Genomic DNA, 23,615 nt, shown 5'->3' with positions numbered 1-23,615 from the left:
TAAGAAAAGGTTATTTGCTCAAAAAATTTTAAGCTTGCCTTAATTGGCTTTATAACTCTAAAATAAATCATTTTAGCTTATAAAGCCAATAATTTGCTCATAATTTGCTCGTTAGTAACTTAAAACCACAATACAAATCATAACATTAAACTATACAAATAGTAACATATATCAATAGATTTAAGTCAATCCACCATGCGAAGTGTACTGTGTAACAATACATTTGTAAAAAATATCTCTAAAGATAGATATTTTATACAGCAGCTATATCTAGAGTTTTCACATTAAGTTGACATTGATGAGCAATGGGCTTTGCCCTTACGACAGATTGGGTTTTCCCAGAATCCATGTTTGGTATTTTTTGTCAACGCGTAAATTTTAAATCATTATTTTTCAGGTGTAGGCTTTTAATTTTTCTGAAACCACCTGGTGTACTGTCCGACCGTTGTATCTGTAGAGCGATCGCATTGGCTATTTATGGATAGAGTAGAGTATTGGCTATTTATGGATAGAGTAGAGTAACGTGACTAACAGTCCGTCGCAGCAGTTGTAATTATTCGGCTTGGTAAGCGATCGCTTCTGAAGTGAGACTACTGCCCAATGTTCAACAATATCGCGGGATTGCCCACCCTAAAATTTTAGTAAAGAGCGTGCTTCGGTTAATAAGGATAGACGCTTTTTGTTGAGAATCAACAATTTTAGGATGCTTCGCTATCATATTCTTAAATGCTAAATTTATGGATTCTCTTCAACTTGAAACAGGCGCGCCTGTTTCTCCAGAAATTGCCCAAACTGCTTCATCAACAAAACTTTCTCCCACCTCAACACCAAGCTCTCGCATTCCTAAAGATGCTATTCGCAGCAGTTTGAAGGCTTCTACTGTCGATGGTATTTTCGCAGCGCTTTTCTCTATTGGCAGTGGCGGAATTTTGCTGGGAAATTTTTTGGTGGAGTTAAATGCCAGCCCAGTGGTATTTGGTATGGTGAGTTCTATTCCCATGTTGGTCAATCTTTTTCAGCCAATGGGTGCTTACTTGTCTGAACGCAGCACTAGCCGCTTTCAGTATTCCCTTCGCACTCATGGGATTGGTCGGCTAGTGTGGCTGATTTTAGTAATTGGTATTGTTAGCTTTAGTTGGGGAGGGATTAATTCAAACCAATTAGTGGTACTGTCACTCGTAATTCTCCTATGTAGCCATCTTTTAGGAGGACTAGGAACTGCATCATGGTTCAGTTGGATAGCAATGTTGGTTCCACGGCGACTCCGAGGTAGATATTTTGGACTACGCAATAGTCTTGCCAACCTCACTGAATTGGTCGGTTTGCCAATAGCTGGTTTAGCTGTATCACATTGGTATGGGGGGACTATCCAAGGTTATGGGGTGATTTTGCTCTTAGGCATTATCTTTGGAATTATAAGTTTGGGATGTCAGTATTTCCAAGTAGATATGAATCCCCAACTACAAAATACTTATTATGCTAACTCAGCTCAAACAAGTGAGATTAAGTTAGACTCGACACCAAATGAACCTGGTGAGATATCTGAAGCAATCTGTCTGCCGCAAATGCCAGCTTCCGAAAACGAGATAGATAGCAGTATTTGGAAAAACTCTAATTTTTTGGTGTTTCTGCTTTATTTTGGCTTATGGACGTTTGCTGTTAACTTGAGTGCCCCGTTTTTTAACCTCTACTTGCTAGATACGCTGAATCTAGATGTGAGTTGGGTAACTTTATACAACAGCTTGCGAGCTGGGGCACATATGCTGATGCTGCTTGTGTGGGGTAGATTAGCAGATAAAATAGGCAATCGTCCGATTCTCATTTCTACGGGAATTCTGATTGCAGTCATACCCTGGCTGTGGCTGAAGATTGGTTCTAACCCTCTCGACCTTTGGCTGTGGTTACCCTTATTACACATTTTTATTGGCAGTAATTGGGGAGCAGTTGACTTGTGTAACAACAATCTTCAGATAGAGATTGCACCAGTAAAAAACCAGTCTATCTATTTTGCGATCGCCGCTGCAGTTGCTGGGGCTAGTGGTGCTTTAGGAGCAACTATCGGTGGCTTCATCGCTCAATTTGCTGGGTCTTTTGGCATCGCGGGAGTGTTCATTGTGTCTGGAGTCTTACGGTTAGCCTCGCTTATCCCACTTATTGTTAAAAAGGATCTGGGTAGTTAAATGAAATTGCTTGGTTACGAATGTAAACAAACAATCTTGCACTGAAACTGCGGATTTATCCACCTCTAGAAAGAACTGCTAACCTAGATCTTTACTCTATACTCAAAAGTCTTGTGACATACTGACAAATTTATGTTAGTAAAGCAGTTTTTAGAAATCTGTTGTTACATAAGCTGATATGCATTTAATTTGTACATTTACCTGATGACTGATGATTGTTAACCGTTAACAGTCAACGACCATCGAGAGTGTTTATATACTTTAGACACGCATCAGATTAGTTTGGCCGTAATTTCTGTTTCAATATGCAATTTGAATGCCAATTAGCCGATCTGACCTAAATTAGTTAAATTTAAAAATCTGAAAAAGTTACGATGATCAAGGTAGACACATCAAAAATCAGCCTCCAACAACTTGAAGCTTTCCAGCGAGACGGTGTTATCTGCGTCAAAAATGTTTTAGATGACATCTGGGTAGAACGGATGCGAACAGCCGTTGACAAGAATGTATTAATTCCTGGTCCTCTAGAAGCTAAGGGTATACCCAGACCAGAAGGTTATGTGGAACATAGCAGTAGCTTATGGCTCACTGATGCTGATTTCCGTGCTTTAGCTTTTGAATCTCCCCTGGCGGCGATCGCAGCTCAAGTCTTAAAATCGGAAAAACTGAACTTTTTAACTGACGGTTTTTTTGTTAAAAAGCCGAAAGCAAACAGTCGTGTTGGCTGGCATAATGACCTACCTTACTGGCCTATACAAGGCTGGCAGTGTTGTAAAATTTGGCTGGCTTTAGATAGCGTCAACCAAGAGAATGGTAGATTAGCGTATATCAGAGCTTCTCATCTCTGGGGCAAAGAGTTACGTGAAGGATCGAACCCTTCATGGTTTGTAGAACCAGAACCTCAGGAAATTTTATCTTGGGATATGGAGCCTGGAGATTGCTTGATTCATCATTTTCTGACAATTCATCATTCAGTAACTAACATATCTTCCACACAACGACGTGCAGTGGTGACAAATTGGACTGGCGATGATGTTACTTATTATCACCGCCCGAAAGCATGGCCTTTCAGACCTGTTGAAGAAATTGATCTACCAGAATTTAATTCATTCAAAGCCAAAAAACCTGGTGACATAATAGACTGCGATATCTTTCCTAGAGTTGAACTACGTCGTTAGTAAGGAATTTACAGGTAGTTGCTGCTATATTTTTATTACGATGTAATCGTATCAAGTTCATCGAGAATATTGCTATCTATATCAATGTCAAATTTCCGAGCAAAATGAGCAGATGATGCCAGCAGATTAGGCAAATCTTCCATCAGCAATGTTTTTGGATGAGAGCCTCCATTTGACCAATCAATATAGCGCCGACGGTCATTTTGCAACCTGAGGTAAGGTGCATTAGCCAGTATAGTTTGAAAATATGACTCGTCTGTATACTTAAGCTTACTGTAGTACAGAGTTAAGGCATTTTTCTGACTGTGGAAATCAATAATGTACTCAGCAGCTTTGCGATTGGCACAAAACCATTGACTTCCACTAAAGCAAGCAAGTTTGCTAGAAAAAGGAAGGAAAGGTTTTGTTAATAGTGGATGCTCAAAGCGTATTTCTAGATTTAGTTGAGCGCAGTATTTTTTTGATAAATTAAAAACAAATGACTTTGTACAGTATCGTTGATAGGAATTTTTCTGCCATACCATACTCTCTCTAATATCGTATCTATAAGTTTCATATGTTATTTTTTCATGCTGAATATAAGCATCGTATGAATTTGAGCCTAGATCGTCCAATATTTGCTTTGCAGTTTTAATCGGATAGTCTCCTCCGCTGAGTAATACAAACCAATCCGGTGCATCTGGAAGCTCATACATCAGTTCAAGTGCTTTTACTGTAGCTTCTACTAAAGTAAATCCTGCCCACTCAGTCTGTATGTGAGGGCGTACTAGGAAAATATTTTTTGACAGACTATCTACAGATAAATCACATATTGAAAAATCATGATGACACACAATTACAGGATAATTGAACATCCTGTTTAACTTATTTATCAATCTGTAAATTTGTAAAGGTTTTGTGTGTGTTAATAAAATAAAACCTATTGATTCGCTGGTGCGCTCTTCCATTTAGTCTTTCCAACTTAAAAAGCGAGCATAAATATAAGCAATTGCTTCATCAAGAATTGTCCGCACGCCTTGGCTAGAACTCCACCATTTCTTTGCATCGTACTCATAAGTTTTGGCTGCGATCGCGCCAACTTGAATGTCAGGATTAAGTAGTTTCTTGAAAATTAACCAACTCCTACGAGTATGAGCGTCTAAAGAAAAAAGATTAATTGATTTTACTTTTAAATTTGAATTGCATAGCCAGCGATGAAATTCAACAGCAGATGCATAACTACGATCCTTAACTACCGTAGGGGTTGGAACAGCTATAACCTTTTCTGGTTCTAAACCAAGTTTCTTAAAAGTGGCGGCTGAAATTTCAGCAAAGTTCTTATATTCGCTAAGATATGTTCCTTTTTCGATTGAGCCTCCGGTAGTAATTATTTGCCGATAAGAACCTTTTTGAAATTCAGTCAAAGCTTCTTCGATCGCAAAATCTGGCATCCATCCTTCAACAAGTAATATTTCTGCTGATTTAATGGGGGAAGTTACAGCAAGATATGACTGTACATGAGTAATACTGAAGAATATTAAATAAGCAACCGCAGTTATGGCGATCGCCCATCCTTGAGCCGTAAGTGTCCACATTTGTTGGCGTTTTATTAGTCTGATTTTTGGAATTTTTAAACGCCAAGGTTTTTTTGTCCGCATTAAACCTTAGCCAAACGCTGTTCTTTCAAGTAAGTAAACACAGATTTATCGCCAATATCAGCAGGCATTGCTTGCACTGTTTTTCGCAGAGCAAATACTAAAAATAACATTGCCCAGATTCCTAATAAAGTACTTTCCCACTTAATTGGTAAAACTCCTACCAAATGTCCTAATAATAGTAGTGGTACGATTGGAGTTAATACTTTGGTTTCCAGGCGATTGAAGCAAACAGCTTCTTTAAAATAAATACCTGTCAGAGCAACAAAGACAAAACCAACTCCGAATAAGGTAACAGGCTGATTGTAAATAGTCAGAGCCAAAGGTTCACTGCTAGAAAGTGCCAATATTACTGATGCGATACTACCGATCGCCCAACAAACTTGCAACATTCGGTGTAGTAATGCCATATAGATATGAATGGTAAATAAACTTACACCAAGAGCCAGAATAAAACAAGCATACAAAGGCGTCAACAGAGTTATAACAGTCGGGTTATTGTTGAGTAAAACCAAAGCGCTACCTATAGCGAAGCTCAGTGCAGCTACCATTAACCCAGCGCGGTAGATAATTACGCCGATGCGATCGCTCTGAGTAATTGTAAATTCCCCAAACTGACCTTGATAAATTTCTGGTGTGGATTGTTGTAATTGAGTCATAGGTTGGTACTGGCAAATTTTATATAAATTTCAACTATTATCTCTGTGTGTTGACTATTGTCAAAAAAAGCTAAAATATCTACCTAATGAGTGACCATTAGATTAGTAGTTCGCCAAGGAAACTTGGCGGGGTAAAGGGTAAGGGGAAAAGAGAAAAGGTTTTAATTCCTTCCCCCAACCCCAGTCCCCTTTTCCCAGTTCAAACCTAGCAATTTTGGGTTGGCAGACTACTAGATTCGACCTGGGGAATTTCAGACAATCAGAAACATCAAAGCAAATAGCAAAAAATAATCACACTGCTCTGATACTAACTTTATTAATCACAGTAGGCCTCATCGATATATTTGCCGTTCGCAGTTGGATTGGATATACGTTAACGCGGCCTAAGTCTGAGACAAAAACCCAGGAAATACTGATTTACTAAACACAACTACCAATTCTAACTCATTCAAGCCAGTAGAAATTACCACAGCCCGCAATGTCGATTACAGTTAGTTGCAAAAAGATTTGCAAAACAAAGATTGGCAAGCATCCGATGGAGAAACATATTTCAGAATGCTAGACGTTGCCGGGACTAAAGCACAAGCAGAGGGTGCTATTGGTAAAGATGAAATGAATGCGCTTTCGTGTGTTGATTTAAAAACCATTGATCGACTTTGGAGTACAGCCAGTGATGGAAAGCTGGGTTTTAGCGCTCAAGAAAAGATTTTGAGGGAAAAAAACGACTATCGCAAAATGTATAACGCCCTGAGTTGGCAAACTTTAACAGGCGAGTGGCTGATTCAGTGGAACTACAATCAGCAAACAAAAAGATATGAGTATAAACCTGGTAAAGAACCAAACTTTAAAACCTTCCCGCCAGAATACCTGCCAAGTGTGGAAAGAGGATATAACTTTGGGGTTTCTTTAGATGTAGCACTTGTGAGGTGTGGTGTTTAAGTTAGCAAGACTTCGATCGCTTCTTGCAAATCTAACTGCAAGTGCAAGTGAGCATTGCCGTTATTGACAGCAATTTCTACCCAGCCATGACTGCCAATCAAAGCGATGGCTGCGCCAACGCCGGAGGCGAACGCTTCTCCCACTTTGACATCACTATAAGTTTCAGAGCTTGGTATAGTCAACCGTTCGGCTTGCACACACCAGCTTTTACCTTGGACGTAACTCCCAGGAATGTTGGTGATTAAGTTGCCAAAGTGGTCAATATATTGAATGCAACCCACTACACCAGTTGTTGTCTGCTTGCACTCGCCGATATCCAGCTTTACCAAACTTGCTGGATCAATTTCTTGTCCTAACTGTTTCAGGGGGACACCACTCGCAAGATTAGCTCCCACTGGTGCAAAAATATCTCTACCGTGAAAAGTCTTACTGGGTTGAGGAGTTCTCCAATAATTAATATTTGTCAGTTCCACGGCAGCGATCGCCGGAGTTTGACTTAATACTCCGCTAAATATGCCATTATCTGGGCCGACAAGAAAACCTTGAGCAAATTCTACTGCGATCGCCCGTCGTTTGCTGCCCACACCTGGATCAACCACTGCTATATGCACTGTCCTAGCTGGGAAATAGGGGTAAGCATTCATCAGACAAAACCTAGCTGCGGCGATGTTTTGCGGCGGAATTTGGTGTGTCAAGTCTACCACTGTGATTTGAGAGTTGATTTGGGCTATTACTCCTTTCATCACGCCTACATAGACATCGCGATCGCCGAAATCGCTCAGTAAAGTCAGCAGTGCTTGTTGCTCGAGCGAGTTCTCTGACATACTTTACCTAAATATATATAAAATTAGAAATTTCTGTAGCAACAGCTACAAAATATGTGCTATGTTAAGAATACAAGATATAAAGTCAAAAATTAAACGGGTAATTCCTATGAATCAAGGTAGATTACAAAGTGCTAGAAAAGCACGAGAAGCTCACAGAGAGAATATTCAAAAAAGCCTGGAGCATCGCTTGGAAGTAGCCAGAGCAAAAGGCGACGAACAGCTGATTCGTCAACTGGAAGCTGAAATGAAGTATTCCAGCTAAATCAAGTTTTCACTGTTCATAGTTCATAGTTTTGTTGTGTAACCCCGCTATAGCGGGGTTTTTCTTTTCGAGAAGTTTTCCAGGTAATTACACTCTACGTCTAATGTGAATTAAGTGTGGAAATCCTGCTAATTTCGTCTATCGTTCCAAAAATAGGATTTTTAACAAGTCTTGAAACCCTTATGGGGAAAGAGGCGTTTTTAATTCACATCAGGCGTACTCTTGAATTAGGGACTTCCAGAAAATAAATTATCCCATTTTCATAGTGGCAGATTCTTTCTCCTCTGCCTCCTCTGCATACACAACGATGGAATATTTTTTTACTTGGAAATCCCTAGGCTGCAAAACATGAAGAAAGTATTGTGTAAAATTTTGTATCGTCGCCAGCCTGGATTTAAGTAAAATTTTCTCTACCAAACTTTACTCATATTTAAAATAAACCCAGGCAATATCAGACCGCCGCTAACCGTAGCAGGATTATCCAAACATTCCTCTGATAATCCCGGACGATAAATATAGACCTGACGCTGCTTACGGTCAATCAACCAGCCTAACTGTATTCCTGGCTCGCTCATATATTCCTCCATTTTTTCCTTCAAAGTTTGGAGGTTATCGCTGGAAGATTTGAGTTCAACTACAAAATCTGGACAAATAGGAGCAAATTTTTGCTGTTGTTTTGCACTAAGACTATTCCACCGTTCTAGTTTAATCCAGGAAGCATCTGGCGATCGCTCTGCACCTGTTGATAACTTAAAACCAGTACTAGAGCTAAAAGTTATACCTGTACCATCTTGTTCTGACCACACCCACAGCTGTCCTGAGATATTAACTTCTCTATTTCCTGTCTCTGAACCAGTAGGAGGCATAATTACCAATTCTCCAAATTGATTGCGCTCAATGCGTAAATCACGATTAGCCTGACAAAACTCAAAAAATTGTTCGTCTGTCATCTGCATTGATGAGGGAATTTGTAAAACCAAAGGGGATGAAAACATAGGGATTTCCTCCAAATTCGGATGCCTAGCCTACTGAATTTATTCTCACGCAAAGACGCAAAGACGCCAAGATATAGCTTTGCGTCTTTGCGTCTAATGCAGGAAATCATTTTCAGATTTACTTGTTAGGCTGAGGAGTTAATCGCAGATAAGGTTTCACTTCCTGGTAGCCTTTGGGGAATTTTTCTTTGAGAACTTCTGGATCTTTGAGTGAGGGGACAATTACAACATCCTCTCCATCCTTCCAGTCAGCGGGTGTCGCCACGCTATAGTTATCAGTCAATTGTAGAGAATCAATTACCCGCAAAAGCTCATCAAAGTTACGTCCCGTGCTGGGGGGATATGTGAAACTGAGACGGAGTTTTTTATTGGGATCAATTACAAAAACCGATCGCACTGTTACAGCCGCGTTGGCATTGGGGTGGATCATATCATAAAGGTTAGAAACCTGGCGATCGGCATCTGCCAAGATTGGGTAGTTAAGGGTGGTGCTTTGAGTTTCTTCGATATCTCCTACCCAGCCGTTATGGGATTCAACATCATCAACGCTGAGTGCGATCGCTTTGACATTGCGCTTGTCAAATTCTGGCTTCAGCTTGGCAACTGTGCCGAGTTCTGTTGTACAAACAGGTGTAAAATCAGCAGGGTGAGAGAACAGCACAACCCAGCTGTCACCTGCCCATTCGTAAAAATCGATATCGCCGTGTGTTGAGGCTTGTGTAAAGTTGGGTACTGTATCACCTAAACGGAGAGTCATGTGAGATTCCCTGTAGTTAGAAAAGCATATGTGTTCTACTTTGCCATCATGACATAAAACCCCTATTGCCCAATCGGGCTTTAGCGGTTTGAAACAAAATTTTAGGTTGTCAGCACTTTCACATACGGTACTAGGCAGGGTGGTTTCATACAAGCAGAGAAAAACTAAAACTGGGTTTCAAAGCCTCTCCCCCCGTGGGGGAGAGGTTTGAAGAGAGGGAAAAAGCCATACTACAAAACGATCAATCAAGACTAATGTATTTTTCTTTTTTTGTATGAAACCACCCTGCTACAAGAGAAGGGGCTGGGAGTTAGGTTTGAAAAAAAGTTTCACACCGCGTTAAATAGCTATCTGTTAGGCAATCACAGTAAAGTTTGCATTAGTAAGCATTACCTGATTAGAGAACTGGGCGATTTGAACTTGTGCAGCCTTACCAGTCCCGTCTAGGTCAAAGAAAAGATTACCTGTATTTTTATCGTAGATAAAGCGATCGCTTGCTGTTGTTGCACTAGTCCCAAGTAGGAACAAGCTGGCATTGAGCGTAGTATTGGGAGATTGACTCAGTGCGAATTCTGTCTTGGAAACAAAGATATTATCATCTCCAAGAGTAAAATCAGTAATAGTATCATAGCCTCCAGTGCGGCTACCAGCCAGATCAAAACCATCTCGCCCAATTCCACCAGTCAATACATCTCGACCAACTCCACCAGTGAGTAGATCGTCACCTGCACCACCTAACAAGGTATCATTACCTGAATTACCAAAGAGGCTATCGTTGCCATCTCCTCCTGTTAACGTGTTAGCAGCATTATTTCCCGTCACAATGTTATTCAGGCTGTTACCAGTACCATTGATTGTCCCAGTTCCAGTCAAAGTCAAGTTCTCTAAGTTATTTCCCAACACCCAATTTATCGAAGACTTGACTAAATCTGTACCTGCATCTAAACCTTCAATAACAACATCATTCAGGTTGTCTACGATGTAAGTATCATTGCCAACTCCACCATCAAGACTGTCAATTCCTGTACCTCCGTCCAAGGTGTCATCACCTGCACCACCGAACAACGTGTCATTACCGGAACCACCAATTACGCTATCATTACCATCTTGCCCACTCAAGATGTTAGCGCCAGTATTTCCGGTCAGGATGTTATTCAGGATGTTACCAGTACCATTGATTGCTCCACTTCCAGTCAGGGTTAAATTCTCTAGGTTATCTGCCAATACCCAAGTTACCGAAGACTTAACTAAATCTGTACCTGCATTTAAACCTTCAGTAATCGTATCGCTGAGGCTGTCTACGATATAAATATCATTACCGACTCCACCATCAAGAGCATCAGATCCTAAACCTCCATCCAAGGTGTCATCGCCTGTACCACCGAACAACGTGTCATTACCCGCACCGCCAATCAGGCTATCATTGCCATCTTGCCCACTCAAGATGTTTGCAGCAGTGTTTCCTGTCAGGATGTTTTTCAGGCTGTTACCAGTACCATTGATTGCTGCACTTCCAGTTAGGGTCAAATTCTCCAGGTTATCTCCCAACACCCAAGTTACCGAAGACTTAACTAAATCTGTGCCTGCATTTAACCCTTCAGTAATAGTGTCGGTGATGCTGTCCACGGTATAAGTATCATTACCGATTCCACCGATGAGACTGTCATCTCCTGTACCACCATCCAAGGTATCATTGCCGGAACCCCCTAACAAGGTGTCATTCCCGGAATCACCAAAGAGATTATCGTTACCATTTTCTCCGCTCAAGGTGTTAGCGGCAGTATTTCCAATCAGGGCGTTATTCAGGCTGTTACCAGTGCCATTGATTGGGTCGGTTCCAGTCAGGGTCAAGTTCTCCAAGTTATTTCCCAACACCCAAGTTACCGAAGACTTAACTAAATCTGTGCCTGCATTTAAGCCTTCAGTAATAGTGTCGCCGATGCTGTCCACAATATAAGTGTCATTGCCAACTCCACCGATGAGACTGTCATTTCCGGTACCACCATCTAAGAAATCATTCCCATCGCCGCCATTAAGGGTGTCGTTATCACCTAGTCCTTTGAGCGTATCATTACTCTGTAATCCGGAGATGATATCCATGTTGACCGTACCAGTCAGGTTGTCTACACCTGGAGTACCATTAATCACATTGGTCGGTTGATTAACGGTCAAGTTGACAGTAGCAGTACTACTGCCTCCATGCCCATCATTTATGGTGTAAGTGAAGCTGTCGGAGCCATAATAGCTTGGGATAGGAGTATACGTGTAAGTACCATTGTTGTTGTTAACTAAGCTTCCTTGGCTCGGTTGAGTGAAGCTAGTAATACTCAATATGTCAATGACATCCACATCTGTATCGTTGCTCAACAGAGTAGTAGCACTGATGACAACAGGTGTGTTTTTGTCTGTAGTGATGCTGTCGTTAACAGCGACAGGAGCATCATTCACCGCCGTAATATTAATATTGCGGGTAACGACGGTACTATTAGCAGTCCCATCATTGACCACAAAGCTGACGGTACGAGGTGTAGTACTGGGGTTGTCGCTGCTGTTGGTATAAGTAACAGAACGCAGCACGGTTTGATAATTGGCAACGCTGGAACTGCCAGTTAAGGTTAAAACGCCTGTGTTGCTGTTGTAGCTGCCCGTAATCCCATTCTGGCTGGTGAAGGCGAGGATGTCTTGAGTAGAGGCGAAACCACTGGTAATGCTGATGGTGGCACTAACTAGGTTAGTGGAGTCTACATCGCTGACGATGATGCCTGAGTCGATGGCTGTAGTGGCGTTCTCTGTGTATGCCAGGGCAGAGTTAGTGGCAGTCGCAACGGGCGCATCATTCACCGCCGTAATATTAATATTGCGGGTAACGACGGTACTATTAGCAGTCCCATCATTGACTACAAAGCTAACGGTACGAGGTGTAGTACTGGGGTTATCACTGCTGTTGGTATAAGTAACAGAACGCAGTGCGGTTTGATAATTAGCAACGCTGGAACTGCCAGTTAAGGTTAAAACGCCTGTGCTGCTGTTGTAGCTGCCCGTAATCCCATTTGGAGTGGTGAAGGCGAGGGTGTCTTGAGCAGAAATAAAGCCACTAGTAATGCTGACGGTGGCACTAACTAGGTTAGCGGAGTCTATATCGCTGACGGTGATGCCTGAGTCGATGGCTGTAGTGGCGTTCTCTGTGTATGCCAGGGCAGAGTTAGTGGCAGTCGCAACGGGCGCATCATTCACCGCCGTAATATTAATATTGCGGGTAAGGGCGGTACTATTACTAGCCCCATCATTGACCACAAAGCTGACGGTACGAGGTGTAGTACTGGGGTTGTCGCTGCTGTTGGTATAAGTAACAGAACGCAGCACGGTTTGATAATTAGCAACGCTGGAACTGCCAGTTAAGGTTAAGACACCTGTGCTGCTGTTGTAGCTGCCCGTAATCCCATTCTGGCTGGTGAAGGCGAGGATGTCTTGAGTAGAGGTAAAACCACTGGTAATGCTGACAGTAGCACTGGAGAGGTTGGGGGAGTCTGTATCGCTGACGGTGATGCCTGAGTCGATGGTTGTAGTAGCATTCTCTGTATATGCCAACGCTGAGGCAGAACCAGAGGTGATTGTTGGGGGAACGCCACTATTGCTATTTAGTTGGGCATATATCCCATTTCCAGACCCGTCCTGACCATCGCTAGTCCAAGAAATAACAAAGTCTCCACCTGCATCCATCGCTAATGTGGAGGCATATTGATTGCTGCTGGTGTAGGTATTGATTTTGAACTCTCCCCCAACAGCCACCCCAGCATTGTTGTAGCGTTGGGCATATATCCCACTCCCAGACGCGTCCTGACCATCGCTAGTCCAAGAAATAATAAAGTTCCCCACTCCATCCATCGCTACTGTGGGGGCATATTGATGACTGCCGGTGTAAGTATTGACTTTAAATTCGTTTCCTTGAGCGACCCCAGCACTGTTGTAGCGTTGGGCATATATCCCATAGCCAGACCCGTCCTGATAGCTTTGCCAGGAAATAACAAAGTCCCCAGATGTATCCATTGCTACTGTAGGATTAACTTGGTAGCTACTGGTATAGGTATTGACTTTAAATTCGTTTCCTTGAGCAACCCCAGCACTGTTGTAGCGTTGGGCATATATCCCATAGCCATCATAGCCATTCCCATCCTGACCATAGCTTTGCCAGGAAATAACAAAGTCCCCAGCTGCATCCATTGCTACTCTGGAGTTAATTTGACTGCTGCTGGTGTAAGTATTGACTTTAAATTCGTTCCCTTGAGCCACCCCAGCACTGTTGTAGCGTTGGGCATATATCCCATAGCCAGAACCATCCTGACCATTACTACTCCAGGAAATAAGAAAGTCCCCAGTTGCATCCATTGCTACTGTGGGGTTAGTTTGATTGCTGCTGGTGTAGGTATTGACTTTAAATTCGTTTCCTTGAGCCACCCCAGCACTGTTGTAGCGTTGGGCATATATCCCACTCCCATCCCCATCCTGACCATCACTACTCCAGGAAATAACAAAGTCGCCCCCTGCATCTATTGCTACTGTGGGGTTTGATTGACCGGTGCTGGTGTAGGTATTGACTTTAAATTCGTTCCCTTGAGCCACCCCAGCACTGTTGTAGCGTTGGGCATATATTCCATAGCCAGACCCGTCCTGACCATTGCTTTGCCATGAAATAATAAAGTTCCCATTTCCATCTATCGCTACTGTGGAGTTAGTTTGACTACCGTTGGTGTAAGTATTAACTTGGAATTCAGGCATGAAAAAACCTCTGATAAAATTAAAAGTTTTGATGTCGTCAATTTTGATTTCAACAATTACGCTCTGATTAAACAGATTCCTTAGTACAAGTCACCGCACTCGATCGCAACCAATAGTTCAACTCTGGCGTAATAAATTCTTGGCAAATTTCTTTTTCTTCTTGATTCCAAACCATCGAAAGTTGCACACCATAAAGTTCTTGACAGCCTATGGTGAACTTCACCATCCCCTCCTGCTGCCCATTTCACAAATCCACTGGGATGACAGCGCGGTAGAAATAACACCATAGTAGCCCCCGGCTTGATTCGACCAGGAGATAAATCCGCGTTCTGGGGCAGTAGTCTTAGAGGTGGGTAACATAAATAAGTTGAATTAAATTTCCAATTTTGTTGGGAAAATAATGTTATCGTTTGGACTTAGTTGAGTACAAAAACGGTTACATAAAATTAAATTCAGAGGTAGTAATAGTCACTTTTTCATAAGTCAAATTGGCTGCCAATAAACAAACCTGCACCAGGAACAGCACTTAAAGGAATCGCCCCCTGATAACAGGTCGCACCACTATAAAGCTGCACTGGATGTAACTTTGCAGACATTTTTAGCTTAGTTATTTTTATAATGTTTTACTGGTAAGTCTTATGTGAGTGACTAAAGTTATAATAATGACTTATTCTTAAAAAAAACACAGTATATGTACTTGAGATGAATTTGGTCAGAATTTAAATAAAATGTAATAAATAATACTTGATGGCAGTATGTCTGTGTTGCCCTACTGATAATTATGATTCAAATATATGAAAAAACTATAATTCTCCTCTCCGTATCGGAGAGGAGTTGGAAGATATTCGTCGAACTCACGTTACTCGATCGCCTTTAGGAATTTGGAATTTTGCACAGTTTTGCTAGTCTTCTCTTTCACCAAAAGCTGTCTGTAAAATTACTGCAATACCTCCATCTTGGTGATACTTATCTGCCCAAGCACGAATAACTTCATCCAATTCTTCCATAGCCTGTTCCATTTTTTCTGGAAGGATATCAAGTTCTTCTAACAAGCGCATGGCATTTCGTCGTCTTTCTGCCCAATTTTTCATCATCCGGAAATACCTAGCGGTATCTTCTACCATGATGTAAGTGCGTTCTTGATCGTCTGCTGGAGCATAAAAAGGACGGGTAAGAGCGTAGAAGGGCATTCCCCAAGGAGAATCAATGCGTGTTACCGTACCTGAGTAAAGCAGACGGCGCTTGATATGCTCACCCAAGGCTTCACTCAAAGGCATTTGGTGTTCGGGTGGCAAGTCATCTTGCGATCGCTTGTGCAAAAACTCGATCAAATCCAGAAACTCAAAGGAGCTAACTAACTGGGCGTCAGGTAGATTACTTGGCAGTTTTTGCTCAATTTGTCTTTTTTCTTCACTTGTTAGACTGCTACCAGGAACGCGCGATCGTCCCGGTTGCCAAGGATATTTTTCTAACCAAACATAAGGCAATTGAATCAGATACCTAGGTTCCTGAGAACCCAGCATCTTCAGCAGTTTACCCTCTGTTAGCGCCTGTCTAACTTCCTCTACAATAATTTTTACCCGTTTTGGCTCCAAATGGTGCAAATGCCCTGTCATTCGCAGGTTTTGCCCCTGCTCTAAATAGGTCATGTAAATTGCACATTTGGCTGCTGTTGCGGCTGCGTCTAAAAATGCCCCATGCCTGTGCCCACTCGTCCGCATGGCACTAAAAGCCAGATAAAGCATGATCTGATCCATCGCACTGGGGTCAAGACGTTTGATCAGATCTATGTCGTTACTCATATTACAGACAATTGAATAGCACGTTTACAGAGTTTTTAATCGAGTGAAAATAGGTAGTATACACCTAGGTGAAGGCAAGTCTTCATTTCAGACTATATTAGTATGCGATAACTATGAGATCGTTGGTAGCCCAAACTACAATTTTCGCATATTTTCTGGTACACAGGTAGATTAAGTGTTGTTACCATAACTGTCCCTACATCTGTCCAGAAAATTACACACCTTACCATATCTAGTTTGACGGTGGTTGATCTCCTCAAAGTCAGTGGTCTTGCAAGTAATCTACAAAGCTTTTAAGTTGTTTAAGTTTTTCTCGTCCTTCAAAAGTAATAAGATCAAGCTGCTTACTACTAAAGTATGGCATTATGCTAGCTTGAAAGAAAAACTACTTTACACAGTTCATCTGGGATATCTATAGACTCGAAAAAATGATTTTTATTCAGCCTTGATGAATTATTTGTAGTACACAAGTTGACTTGAAATAATTAGGAGCGATCTAGAAGGAAACTGCTTAGCAGATGTGTCAAGATTCACAGGTTAAGCGAAATAGTTCACAATGAGCGATTTAGTTGTTCACAACCTCCAGTGATGTCTCGGCAATATAGCCCGTTGGCTCGAGGAAAAATTATAGACATCAAGTAGAGCAAATAATTCCAATTTCAAAATACCTATTTTTTTCTCAAACATCGTTACTGATTGTATCATTATTTTTTGCCTTGAGAATATATTTATATATTTTTAGAGTTGATAAACTAAGCCTATTAAAAAAAATATACCTTGGTTAAGTCAAGGTTTACTGATATTTTCAAAATCCTCATAAATAAACGTCTGATTAATCTTTTTGTTTTGCCGAACTTACGCCCAAAGGTGGGATAGAGGCAGAATTTACTATATAGCAATTAGGCTTTTTTAAAGAACAAAATTACTTATTAGTCAATAATATGATAAAATGTATTGAATTTTATTTTCTAATGACTTAGAGAATTTTCTCAAATTGATTTATATTTTTTTAATGAAATAATTTTAAATTTTCATTATTGAATTAACTCCTTGAGTACTTTTAAGTATGTTTTTACCCTGCTATTTTATGTATTTGTATAGTTTAGTAATAGGCATTTTGAATTTCGCATTTATCGCAGGAGTTTTCGGATGATAGTGCTAGTAGACTCTGGAGGAAGTTTGGCTACCTTTAACAACATACTTAGACAAGGCCTTGTCTGATATGGCAATTGGATTGATGGAGTGCTTTAGTAGTAGGTTTTTTACGGATGCTCCAAATATTTATGTAGCTCCAACAGTCTGGTAGGCTGAAAAAATTGGTTAGTTTAGACATTAGGGCTTCTAATTCCAAAACGTGTTGCAATTGTCTTAACTCCTCGCAAATCTCCTCTGTAGACAAGTAATCATCAGCAATTCGTTGAGTCAGTAGTACTCGTACTGCTCATATATACGTGTTTTCCTATCTGTATCAGGCTAAATCTCGAAAAAATGCAATACCTGCGATCGCATTAGTTTAAAGTAAGTTATGCCAACTGTCGAAAATCAGACTACAAAGACACCCAGATGAGAACAGTTTTCAGGTGTTTAGATCGCAATTAAGACAGAGAATGAGGACAAATGCTACTTCAATACTTCTCGGTTAAGGGGAAAAGGGGAAAGGGAAAAGGGAAAGAAAAAACCTTTAACCCTTACCCTTTTCCCTTTTCCCCAAACCCGATTCCGAGTTAAAAATGCTTAACCGAGAAGTATTGAATGCTACTTAACTTAAGCAAAAATTGCTACCCAGAACCCCGACTTCTTCAAGAAATCGGGGTTTTAACTCCAGCTTAAGTAGTAACATTGGGGAGTAAAAAGTGCTGTAGCTCAATTACTGGAAAGACGAAGAATCTTAATTACGAATACGTAGTTTGCTACTTACTTGCCTTTGGCGACTATTACGAATTAGGAATTAGGAACGGTGGTATTAGCCTGAAGATTTAAGTTGAAATTGATGGGAGTTAAAGTACTCCCATCAGAGTCTAAGCCAATTAAGCTCGTCATTTAATTCGTGGGAGTAGAGGGTTTAACCTGATTTCGCATTGTTTCAAAGCTGAAAGCGGCCGCGCCAAAAGTTACTAATAATACTCCTAGAATTTGCAGAATATCCAAATTTTCTTGAATGATTAAACCTGAAAAAATCACGGTTAAAACGGGGATGCTACCACCAATGAGCGCTGACCGGGAAGCACCTAGTTTTGTAATTCCAGCATTGTTGAGCAAATAGCTAGAAAGAGTTAAGACACCCAAAATAAATGCGCTTAAAACGAGTTCTAACATTTTAGTGGGGTCAATTAGCAAGTTCCAGTTACTTGGTAAAGGTAACATCAAGCAGATAAAGCTCAACAGCAACATGGTAGCGAAGTTAATTAAAGTAAAAGTTACTGGATGCAGTTTACTAGCACAGACTCGCGTCAGAATGATGTAAGCAGCAAAAGCAACGCCAGAAATAATCGCAGTGCTGGTTCCTAGTGAAGTATTACCTATACCTGTAGTGGGAGAAGTGCTTAAAACCAACAATTCACCGCAGCAAATCGCCGCGATCGCACCAGCACGGAATATGGTGGGGCGATCGCGGAACAGAAACCACGAGAATAAACCGGTAATCATCGGATAGATAAAGAAAAGTGCGATCGCCATTCCAGTTGGGACTTGAGCGATCGCAATGTAAATTAGCACTTGAGATAAGAATAAAAAGCACCCACTGACAATCGACAGCAGCAAAATCTGCTTTGTAGCTGCATTAGCAGGTGTGGGATTTCCTCGGACTGAATTAGCCAAGTTTTCCAAATCTTGCCAGAGCGTGGGATGCAGTATGGGAGACAACAGTACCATCAGTGGCACCACCACCATAAACCGCAGAGTCAAAATTAACAAAGTATTACCCAAAGTCGGTGGTAGCAACTGCTCTACCTCTACTACCCCAAAAATCTGGGAACCTTCGTGGAAAATCACCTTGATGGCTACGTTGTAAACTGAGGATATGACCGTGGACAAAACAATTAGCAAGAAACCGATTTGAATCGATGCTAAACCTGAGGAGTTACGCGATCGCCGTAGTGAGTTTTTTGCTTCTTGTGACGATTCGAGTCCAGTCGCAGATGTGGATTTAGGTTTGTTCCGTGAGACACTCTGGCGGAGGATAGGAGTTAGTTCGGGAACATTGAGCTTTCGTGAAGGTTCTGGTGTTTGCTCTTCTGGAAGTGATACAGCAGTAGGCTTTGATGGAGTTTTGCTTTCTGATAGGTTCTGATTGACAAGAGAAATTGGTTGAGTCGGGTTTTCCTTGGGTGGTGGAACTACAGCAGTAGATTCTGATGGAATTTCGTTTTCTGATAAGTTCTGATTGACGAGAGAAATTGGTTGAGTCGGGTTTTCCTTGGGTAGTGGAACTACAGGAGTAGGTTCTGATGGAATTTCGTTTTCTGATAAGTTTTGATTGAGGACAGAAATTGGTTCGGGGGGGATTTCCTTGGGTGGTGGAACTACAGCAGTAAGTTCTGATGGAGTTTCGCTTTGAGATAAGTCTTTGCTGAAAAGAGAAATTGGCTCAGTGACGTTTTCTTGAATAACCGGAAACTGTGACTGTGATGTAGTTTCGCTTTTTGAAAAATTATTCGCGATCTGGGAAATTGGCTCAGGGGAATTGCTGACTACTTCGCCAAACTGCGGAGATTTTTCCAAGGAAATGTTTTTCTCTGGCTCAGTCAGCTGCAAAACAGTAGGTATACCTGCTGTTGGTGCTTTGCGTGAAGTTTCTTCTATAGTTTTTTCTAGTTCTCCATGCAGCCGATTCACAAATTCCGTCAAAATCGTTTCCCCTTGCTGCTGTTGGCTGTACATCCGTGACAGCTGTTGGGAAAGATTACTTTGATAATTCTTTAATTCTTGTTGCAGTGAATTAAAAGTGATAGTAACGGTGTCATCAAGACTGTCAAACATGTGTTCGACTTTTTCATTGATTTCACTTACTACATTGCTGTTCACCTCAGCGGATTTCAGCGCAGCTTGTTCGTAAGATTTACCCTCTATATTTTGCGTAGCTAAATTTGCCAGAGAGGATTGTAGTTGTGAAGATATATGTTTTGCTAGAACTTCTGCTAATTGACGAATTAATACTTGCTGTTCAGTAATTTGCCGCACCTGTTGTAAATGCTCTTTTTCTTCTAGCAAGCTTTGAATATCATCAGATAATCGGTTTTTTTCTGCCTGAAGCCGCTTTACATCTTCTTGTAAAGCTCTAAGGACATTTTGCTGGAGATTTTCTAAGTCCTCAACTACAGCCCAGAGAGCATTTTCTGCGGCTCTGGAAAGTTCGCCTCTGACTCGTGGGTTTTCTGGTTGCTTCTCGAATCGCCCCATTAGCTTCTAACCTCTAACACCTTGACGATAAAGCTGCTTCTTATACACTTGATCGGCACTCATAACTAATTTCCTGTATTTTGTCAGATAAATTAAAAATTCTAACAGCACTTCCGCATTTCAACGTAATTCTGTCATGCTAGACACAGGGTTGGCAAAGTATCAACCCCTGCGGTGAATTGACAATCACACCCTGTTCTGATGTCAGGAAGCCCGATTTCAGATTTGTCTGGAAATTCAAAATTAAGATTTGCGTAAGTCCTATATTTATTGTTTTGGTGGCAATTTTATTATCAAAGACTTGCAGATAAGTGCCCGATCGCCACAAATTTGTCTGACTTGCCAAACTAGCTGTAAATTCGTGTGGAATGTAACTTGAGTGACAGTTTACATCTCTAATGGAGATTAAAGTATCTTTCTGTAGAAATTCATTCGTTACGCTATCCCCTGGACAACATTCTAATAAATGAGCAGCAATTCTGCAAAAACACGCTTTTTTAGTGTTGTTGCAGTTTAGGTTTTACAGCGAGTAAAGGGAAAAATTAGGAAAATATTAATAATTCTTAGAGGAACAGAATCCGGGCGATGCTAAAGATGGCAGCACTAAGGACGGCACTGACTGGAATTGTAACTAGCCATGCGGCAGCAATGCCTTGTAAAGTTTTAAACTTAATCGACTTGATATTTTGCACCAATCCAATACCTACTACACCACCGACAAGGGCGTGGGAGGTGGAAACTGGTAAACCTAGCCGTGAAGCGATAAGAATGGTGGTAGCAGTCGCAAGTTCTGCACAAAATCCACTACTAGGTTGCAAAGAAATAATATTTTCGCCAATGGTGGCGATGACTTTTTTACCCCAGACAGCTAAACCACCAACAATCCCAGCACCACCAAGGATTAAAATCCAAATAGGGATAGTAATACCATCTGTAGGTACGCTACCAGTGCGATGGATGTAGACGATCGCCGCCAAAGGAGCGATCGCATTTCCCACATCATTAGAACCATGAGCAAAGGCTACAAAGCAAGCACTCAGGAGTTGGAATCGAGCAAATAATTTTTCTACTGGGTTGGGGATTGGGGACTGGGGAAGGTGGGGTCCCCTCTGGGGATAAGGGGTAATGGGGACTGGGGAAGGTGGGGTCCCCTCTGGGGATAAGGGGTAATGGGGACTGGGGAAGGTGGGGTCCCCTCTGGGGATAAGGGGTAATGGGGACTGGGAAGTGAGAAACACTTCTTCAGTTTCTTGTAACTGTCGCCAACTAATGATTGTGAGTCCAACTGCTGCTACTGCACCGGTTAACAGTGGGATGTCGTAAGCAGGAATTTGGAAACCAATTTGCTCAATTACAAAATTGGTGAGCGGTTCTGTCAGTGATGGTAATACAATGACGCCAAATACACCTAGCAGTAGAGTACTCAACCAGGGAATCCACTCTTGTAACTGCACTATTTGATTGGGTTGATCCAAAATCCAGTGCTTGATTTGACTGTAGAATAAAGCGGCGATCGCACCACTAATTAATGGGGTTAAAATCCACCCAATGGTAATGAAGCCAATTGATGACCAATCAATTGCATCTATTCCCAAAGCTACCCAACTAAATCCAGCGATCGCACCAACAACCGCATGAGAAGAGGATACAGGTAAACCGCGTGATGTGGCAATTTGCAACCACACACCACACGATATTAGTACCGTTACCATTCCAAGAACGAATATTTGGGGTGTAGCTGCGAATAAGACGGGATTAGCAATTTTCGTTGCTAGGGTTTCGGTTACCTCATGTCCAAATAACACAGCACCTGTAAACTCTAATACCCCAGCAATTATTATTGCCTGTTTGAGAGTAACAGCCTTGGAACCTACAGAGGTTCCCATCGCGTTAGCAACATCATTTGCTCCGAGATTCCAGGCGACATAGAAAGCTAGTAGAGCTACGAAAATCAGGGTAATAAGCATTTTATTAGGGATAAGGGGAGGTGAGAAAGATAAGGATGAAACTTGAGCTTTTAAGGGCGAACTTTGAACCCTTGAGTTTTAAACTTTTAGTTTTAACACTCTCTCATTCCCCCGATCTTCCTGTTATGGATAAATCAAGATTTTATAAGTTTCTGCTGTCGGTGCGATCGCTTGCTCTACAGCTGCTGATAAATCTTTTAATGGATAGCGATCGCTAATCAACGCTTTTACATCAATTCGCTGATTAAACACAATATCGGTTGAGAGATTCTGAAGCCGATAAGACGAGCTATAACTGCCGATTAAGTCGATTTCCCGACGGTAGAGGATATTGGGGTTAATGGGAATTTCCACCTCATCAGGGAATTCGGCGAAAAACAATATTTTGCCACCTTTGCGGGTACTATCAAGTGCTTGAAAAAAAGCTTTCTCACTGGGGACAGCTAGGAGGGTAACATCAACACCTAGTCCACCAGTTAAGGCAGAGATTTTGGCGGTTAAATCGGGATCGCGCGCGTCAAAAGCCGCCTCTGCACCGACACTCAAGGCTTTTTCAATTCTAGAGGGTAGTAAATCGGTGGCGATCGCTTTTGCTCCGAAATACTTCACCAACATGATAAACATTAACCCAATTGGCCCAGCACCAGTAACTAACACAGTTTGTCCTGGAGCAATTTGAGCTTTTTTCACAGCCTTCAAGCAGCAGTTAGTTGGTTCAACAAAACTCGCTTCTTCAAAACTGATATTTTCCGGGATGGGAATTAGCCCACCATTTTCCACAATATGTCCAGGAACCTTGACATAATCAGCAAAACCGCCGCCACTGGCGTTAAAACCTGCGGTAGTAGAAATATTTTTGTAAACATCGCACATAGAAAAATTGTCATTTAGACAGTAGGCACAATGCATACAGGGGATGTGGTGCATTACCGCTACCCGTTGTCCAACTTGCCAACCTTTGACATTATTGCCTAGTGCGGCGATCGTGCCGGCAGTTTCATGTCCAAAAATGCGCGGTGGTTCATACAGTGGATAACGAATTTTTTTAATATCTGACTGACACAACCCCACAACCCGCACCTGTACCAGCACTTCATCTGGTTCCAGGGTTGGAACTGGGATATCTTCGTAAGAAAGTTGATTAACGCCTCTAAATACCTGTGCTTTCACGTTGTTTTTTCCCGATCAACGATACTAGATGTAACATTTAGTGGTTCGATTAGGTTATGAAAGTGCAGATT

16 protein-coding genes are annotated in these 23,615 nt (G+C 41.6%); 4 read left to right on the top strand and 12 right to left on the bottom strand.

Annotated elements, in window-relative coordinates:
* The first annotated feature begins 737 nt into the window (after window positions 1-737).
* Entirely contained in the window at window positions 738-2,180 is a 1,443-nt protein-coding gene (locus ACFG4S_RS10965) for an MFS transporter (protein ID WP_392534818.1), read from the top strand.
* A gap of 374 nt (window positions 2,181-2,554) precedes the next feature.
* On the top strand, window positions 2,555-3,358 hold the full coding sequence (locus tag ACFG4S_RS10960; protein WP_392534817.1) for a phytanoyl-CoA dioxygenase family protein: 804 nt from the start codon (window positions 2,555-2,557) through the stop codon (window positions 3,356-3,358).
* Window positions 3,359-3,393: 35 nt separating this feature from the next.
* On the opposite strand, the gene ACFG4S_RS10955 is transcribed toward ACFG4S_RS10960, so the two are convergent.
* Genes ACFG4S_RS10955 through ACFG4S_RS10945 form a run of 3 tightly spaced genes read right to left on the bottom strand, consistent with a single transcriptional unit; the run spans window position 3,394 to window position 5,651 of the window.
* On the bottom strand, window positions 3,394-4,305 hold the full coding sequence (locus ACFG4S_RS10955; protein ID WP_392534816.1) for a beta-1,6-N-acetylglucosaminyltransferase: 912 nt from the start codon (window positions 4,303-4,305) through the stop codon (window positions 3,394-3,396).
* Window positions 4,306-4,995 carry an ElyC/SanA/YdcF family protein gene (locus ACFG4S_RS10950; RefSeq protein WP_392534815.1) on the bottom strand — a complete coding sequence of 230 codons (690 nt, stop codon included), beginning with the start codon at window positions 4,993-4,995 and terminating at the stop codon, window positions 4,306-4,308. It lies immediately after the preceding gene.
* Window positions 4,995-5,651: a DUF2301 domain-containing membrane protein gene (locus tag ACFG4S_RS10945; protein ID WP_392534814.1), complete on the bottom strand. Its 657-nt coding sequence runs from the start codon at window positions 5,649-5,651 to the stop codon at window positions 4,995-4,997. Before ACFG4S_RS10945 ends, ACFG4S_RS10950 begins: the two co-directional genes overlap by 1 nt.
* Before the next feature lie 507 nt (window positions 5,652-6,158).
* On the opposite strand from ACFG4S_RS10945, the gene ACFG4S_RS10940 reads away from it, so the two are divergent.
* Window positions 6,159-6,590, top strand: coding sequence for a GUN4 domain-containing protein (locus ACFG4S_RS10940; RefSeq protein WP_392534813.1), 432 nt, complete (start codon window positions 6,159-6,161; stop codon window positions 6,588-6,590).
* Here the strand turns inward: ACFG4S_RS10940 and ACFG4S_RS10935 are convergent.
* Window positions 6,587-7,414 carry an S-adenosyl-l-methionine hydroxide adenosyltransferase family protein gene (locus ACFG4S_RS10935; RefSeq protein ID WP_392534812.1) on the bottom strand — a complete coding sequence of 276 codons (828 nt, stop codon included), beginning with the start codon at window positions 7,412-7,414 and terminating at the stop codon, window positions 6,587-6,589. The genes ACFG4S_RS10940 and ACFG4S_RS10935 overlap by 4 nt on opposite strands.
* Window positions 7,415-7,523: 109 nt before the next feature.
* Between ACFG4S_RS10935 and ACFG4S_RS10930 the strand changes: the two genes are divergently transcribed.
* On the top strand, window positions 7,524-7,679 hold the full coding sequence (locus tag ACFG4S_RS10930; RefSeq protein WP_392534811.1) for a hypothetical protein: 156 nt from the start codon (window positions 7,524-7,526) through the stop codon (window positions 7,677-7,679).
* 410 nt (window positions 7,680-8,089) lie between these two features.
* On the opposite strand, the gene ACFG4S_RS10925 is transcribed toward ACFG4S_RS10930, so the two are convergent.
* The 8 genes from ACFG4S_RS10925 to ACFG4S_RS10890 form a co-directional block, all read right to left on the bottom strand.
* Window positions 8,090-8,674 (bottom strand): Uma2 family endonuclease, encoded by a 585-nt coding sequence (locus tag ACFG4S_RS10925; protein ID WP_392534810.1) that lies wholly within the window; start codon window positions 8,672-8,674, stop codon window positions 8,090-8,092.
* A 118-nt stretch (window positions 8,675-8,792) separates the two neighbouring features.
* Complete coding sequence (locus ACFG4S_RS10920; protein WP_392534809.1) at window positions 8,793-9,431, bottom strand: peroxiredoxin; 639 nt, start codon at window positions 9,429-9,431, stop codon at window positions 8,793-8,795.
* A 354-nt stretch (window positions 9,432-9,785) separates the two neighbouring features.
* Complete coding sequence (locus tag ACFG4S_RS10915; protein ID WP_392534808.1) at window positions 9,786-14,207, bottom strand: beta strand repeat-containing protein; 4,422 nt, start codon at window positions 14,205-14,207, stop codon at window positions 9,786-9,788.
* A gap of 67 nt (window positions 14,208-14,274) precedes the next feature.
* On the bottom strand, window positions 14,275-14,433 hold the full coding sequence (locus ACFG4S_RS10910) for a hypothetical protein (protein ID WP_392534807.1): 159 nt from the start codon (window positions 14,431-14,433) through the stop codon (window positions 14,275-14,277).
* A 676-nt stretch (window positions 14,434-15,109) separates the two neighbouring features.
* On the bottom strand, window positions 15,110-16,009 hold the full coding sequence (hetR, locus tag ACFG4S_RS10905) for a heterocyst differentiation master regulator HetR (protein ID WP_392534806.1): 900 nt from the start codon (window positions 16,007-16,009) through the stop codon (window positions 15,110-15,112).
* Between the two features lie 2,040 nt (window positions 16,010-18,049).
* A complete protein-coding gene (locus ACFG4S_RS10900) occupies window positions 18,050-20,407 on the bottom strand; it encodes an EamA family transporter (RefSeq protein WP_392534805.1) in 2,358 nt (785 codons plus the stop codon).
* Window positions 20,408-20,970: 563 nt separating this feature from the next.
* Window positions 20,971-22,374: an inorganic phosphate transporter gene (locus ACFG4S_RS10895; protein WP_392534804.1), complete on the bottom strand. Its 1,404-nt coding sequence runs from the start codon at window positions 22,372-22,374 to the stop codon at window positions 20,971-20,973.
* A gap of 123 nt (window positions 22,375-22,497) precedes the next feature.
* On the bottom strand, window positions 22,498-23,544 hold the full coding sequence (locus tag ACFG4S_RS10890; protein ID WP_392534803.1) for a zinc-dependent dehydrogenase: 1,047 nt from the start codon (window positions 23,542-23,544) through the stop codon (window positions 22,498-22,500).
* Between the last annotated feature and the right edge of the window lie 71 nt (window positions 23,545-23,615).

It is taken from the genome of Nostoc sp. C117 (genome assembly GCF_043099735.1).
In the GTDB taxonomy this organism is placed as follows: Bacteria; Cyanobacteriota; Cyanobacteriia; order Cyanobacteriales; family Nostocaceae; genus Nostoc.
The sequence above is the reverse complement of the archived record's forward strand: the minus strand, read 5'-3'. Positions and strand labels throughout refer to the sequence as shown.

Coding starts and splice junctions, on each gene's coding strand:
- ACFG4S_RS10965 (WP_392534818.1), top strand. CDS start 738: ATGGATTCTCTTCAACTTGAAACAGGCGCGCCTGTTTCTCCAGAAATT.
- ACFG4S_RS10960 (WP_392534817.1), top strand. CDS start 2,555: ATGATCAAGGTAGACACATCAAAAATCAGCCTCCAACAACTTGAAGCT.
- ACFG4S_RS10955 (WP_392534816.1), bottom strand. CDS start 4,305: ATGGAAGAGCGCACCAGCGAATCAATAGGTTTTATTTTATTAACACAC.
- ACFG4S_RS10950 (WP_392534815.1), bottom strand. CDS start 4,995: ATGCGGACAAAAAAACCTTGGCGTTTAAAAATTCCAAAAATCAGACTA.
- ACFG4S_RS10945 (WP_392534814.1), bottom strand. CDS start 5,651: ATGACTCAATTACAACAATCCACACCAGAAATTTATCAAGGTCAGTTT.
- ACFG4S_RS10935 (WP_392534812.1), bottom strand. CDS start 7,414: ATGTCAGAGAACTCGCTCGAGCAACAAGCACTGCTGACTTTACTGAGC.
- ACFG4S_RS10930 (WP_392534811.1), top strand. CDS start 7,524: ATGAATCAAGGTAGATTACAAAGTGCTAGAAAAGCACGAGAAGCTCAC.
- ACFG4S_RS10925 (WP_392534810.1), bottom strand. CDS start 8,674: ATGTTTTCATCCCCTTTGGTTTTACAAATTCCCTCATCAATGCAGATG.
- ACFG4S_RS10920 (WP_392534809.1), bottom strand. CDS start 9,431: ATGACTCTCCGTTTAGGTGATACAGTACCCAACTTTACACAAGCCTCA.
- ACFG4S_RS10915 (WP_392534808.1), bottom strand. CDS start 14,207: ATGCCTGAATTCCAAGTTAATACTTACACCAACGGTAGTCAAACTAAC.
- ACFG4S_RS10910 (WP_392534807.1), bottom strand. CDS start 14,433: ATGGTGAAGTTCACCATAGGCTGTCAAGAACTTTATGGTGTGCAACTT.
- hetR (WP_392534806.1), bottom strand. CDS start 16,009: ATGAGTAACGACATAGATCTGATCAAACGTCTTGACCCCAGTGCGATG.
- ACFG4S_RS10900 (WP_392534805.1), bottom strand. CDS start 20,407: ATGGGGCGATTCGAGAAGCAACCAGAAAACCCACGAGTCAGAGGCGAA.
- ACFG4S_RS10895 (WP_392534804.1), bottom strand. CDS start 22,374: ATGCTTATTACCCTGATTTTCGTAGCTCTACTAGCTTTCTATGTCGCC.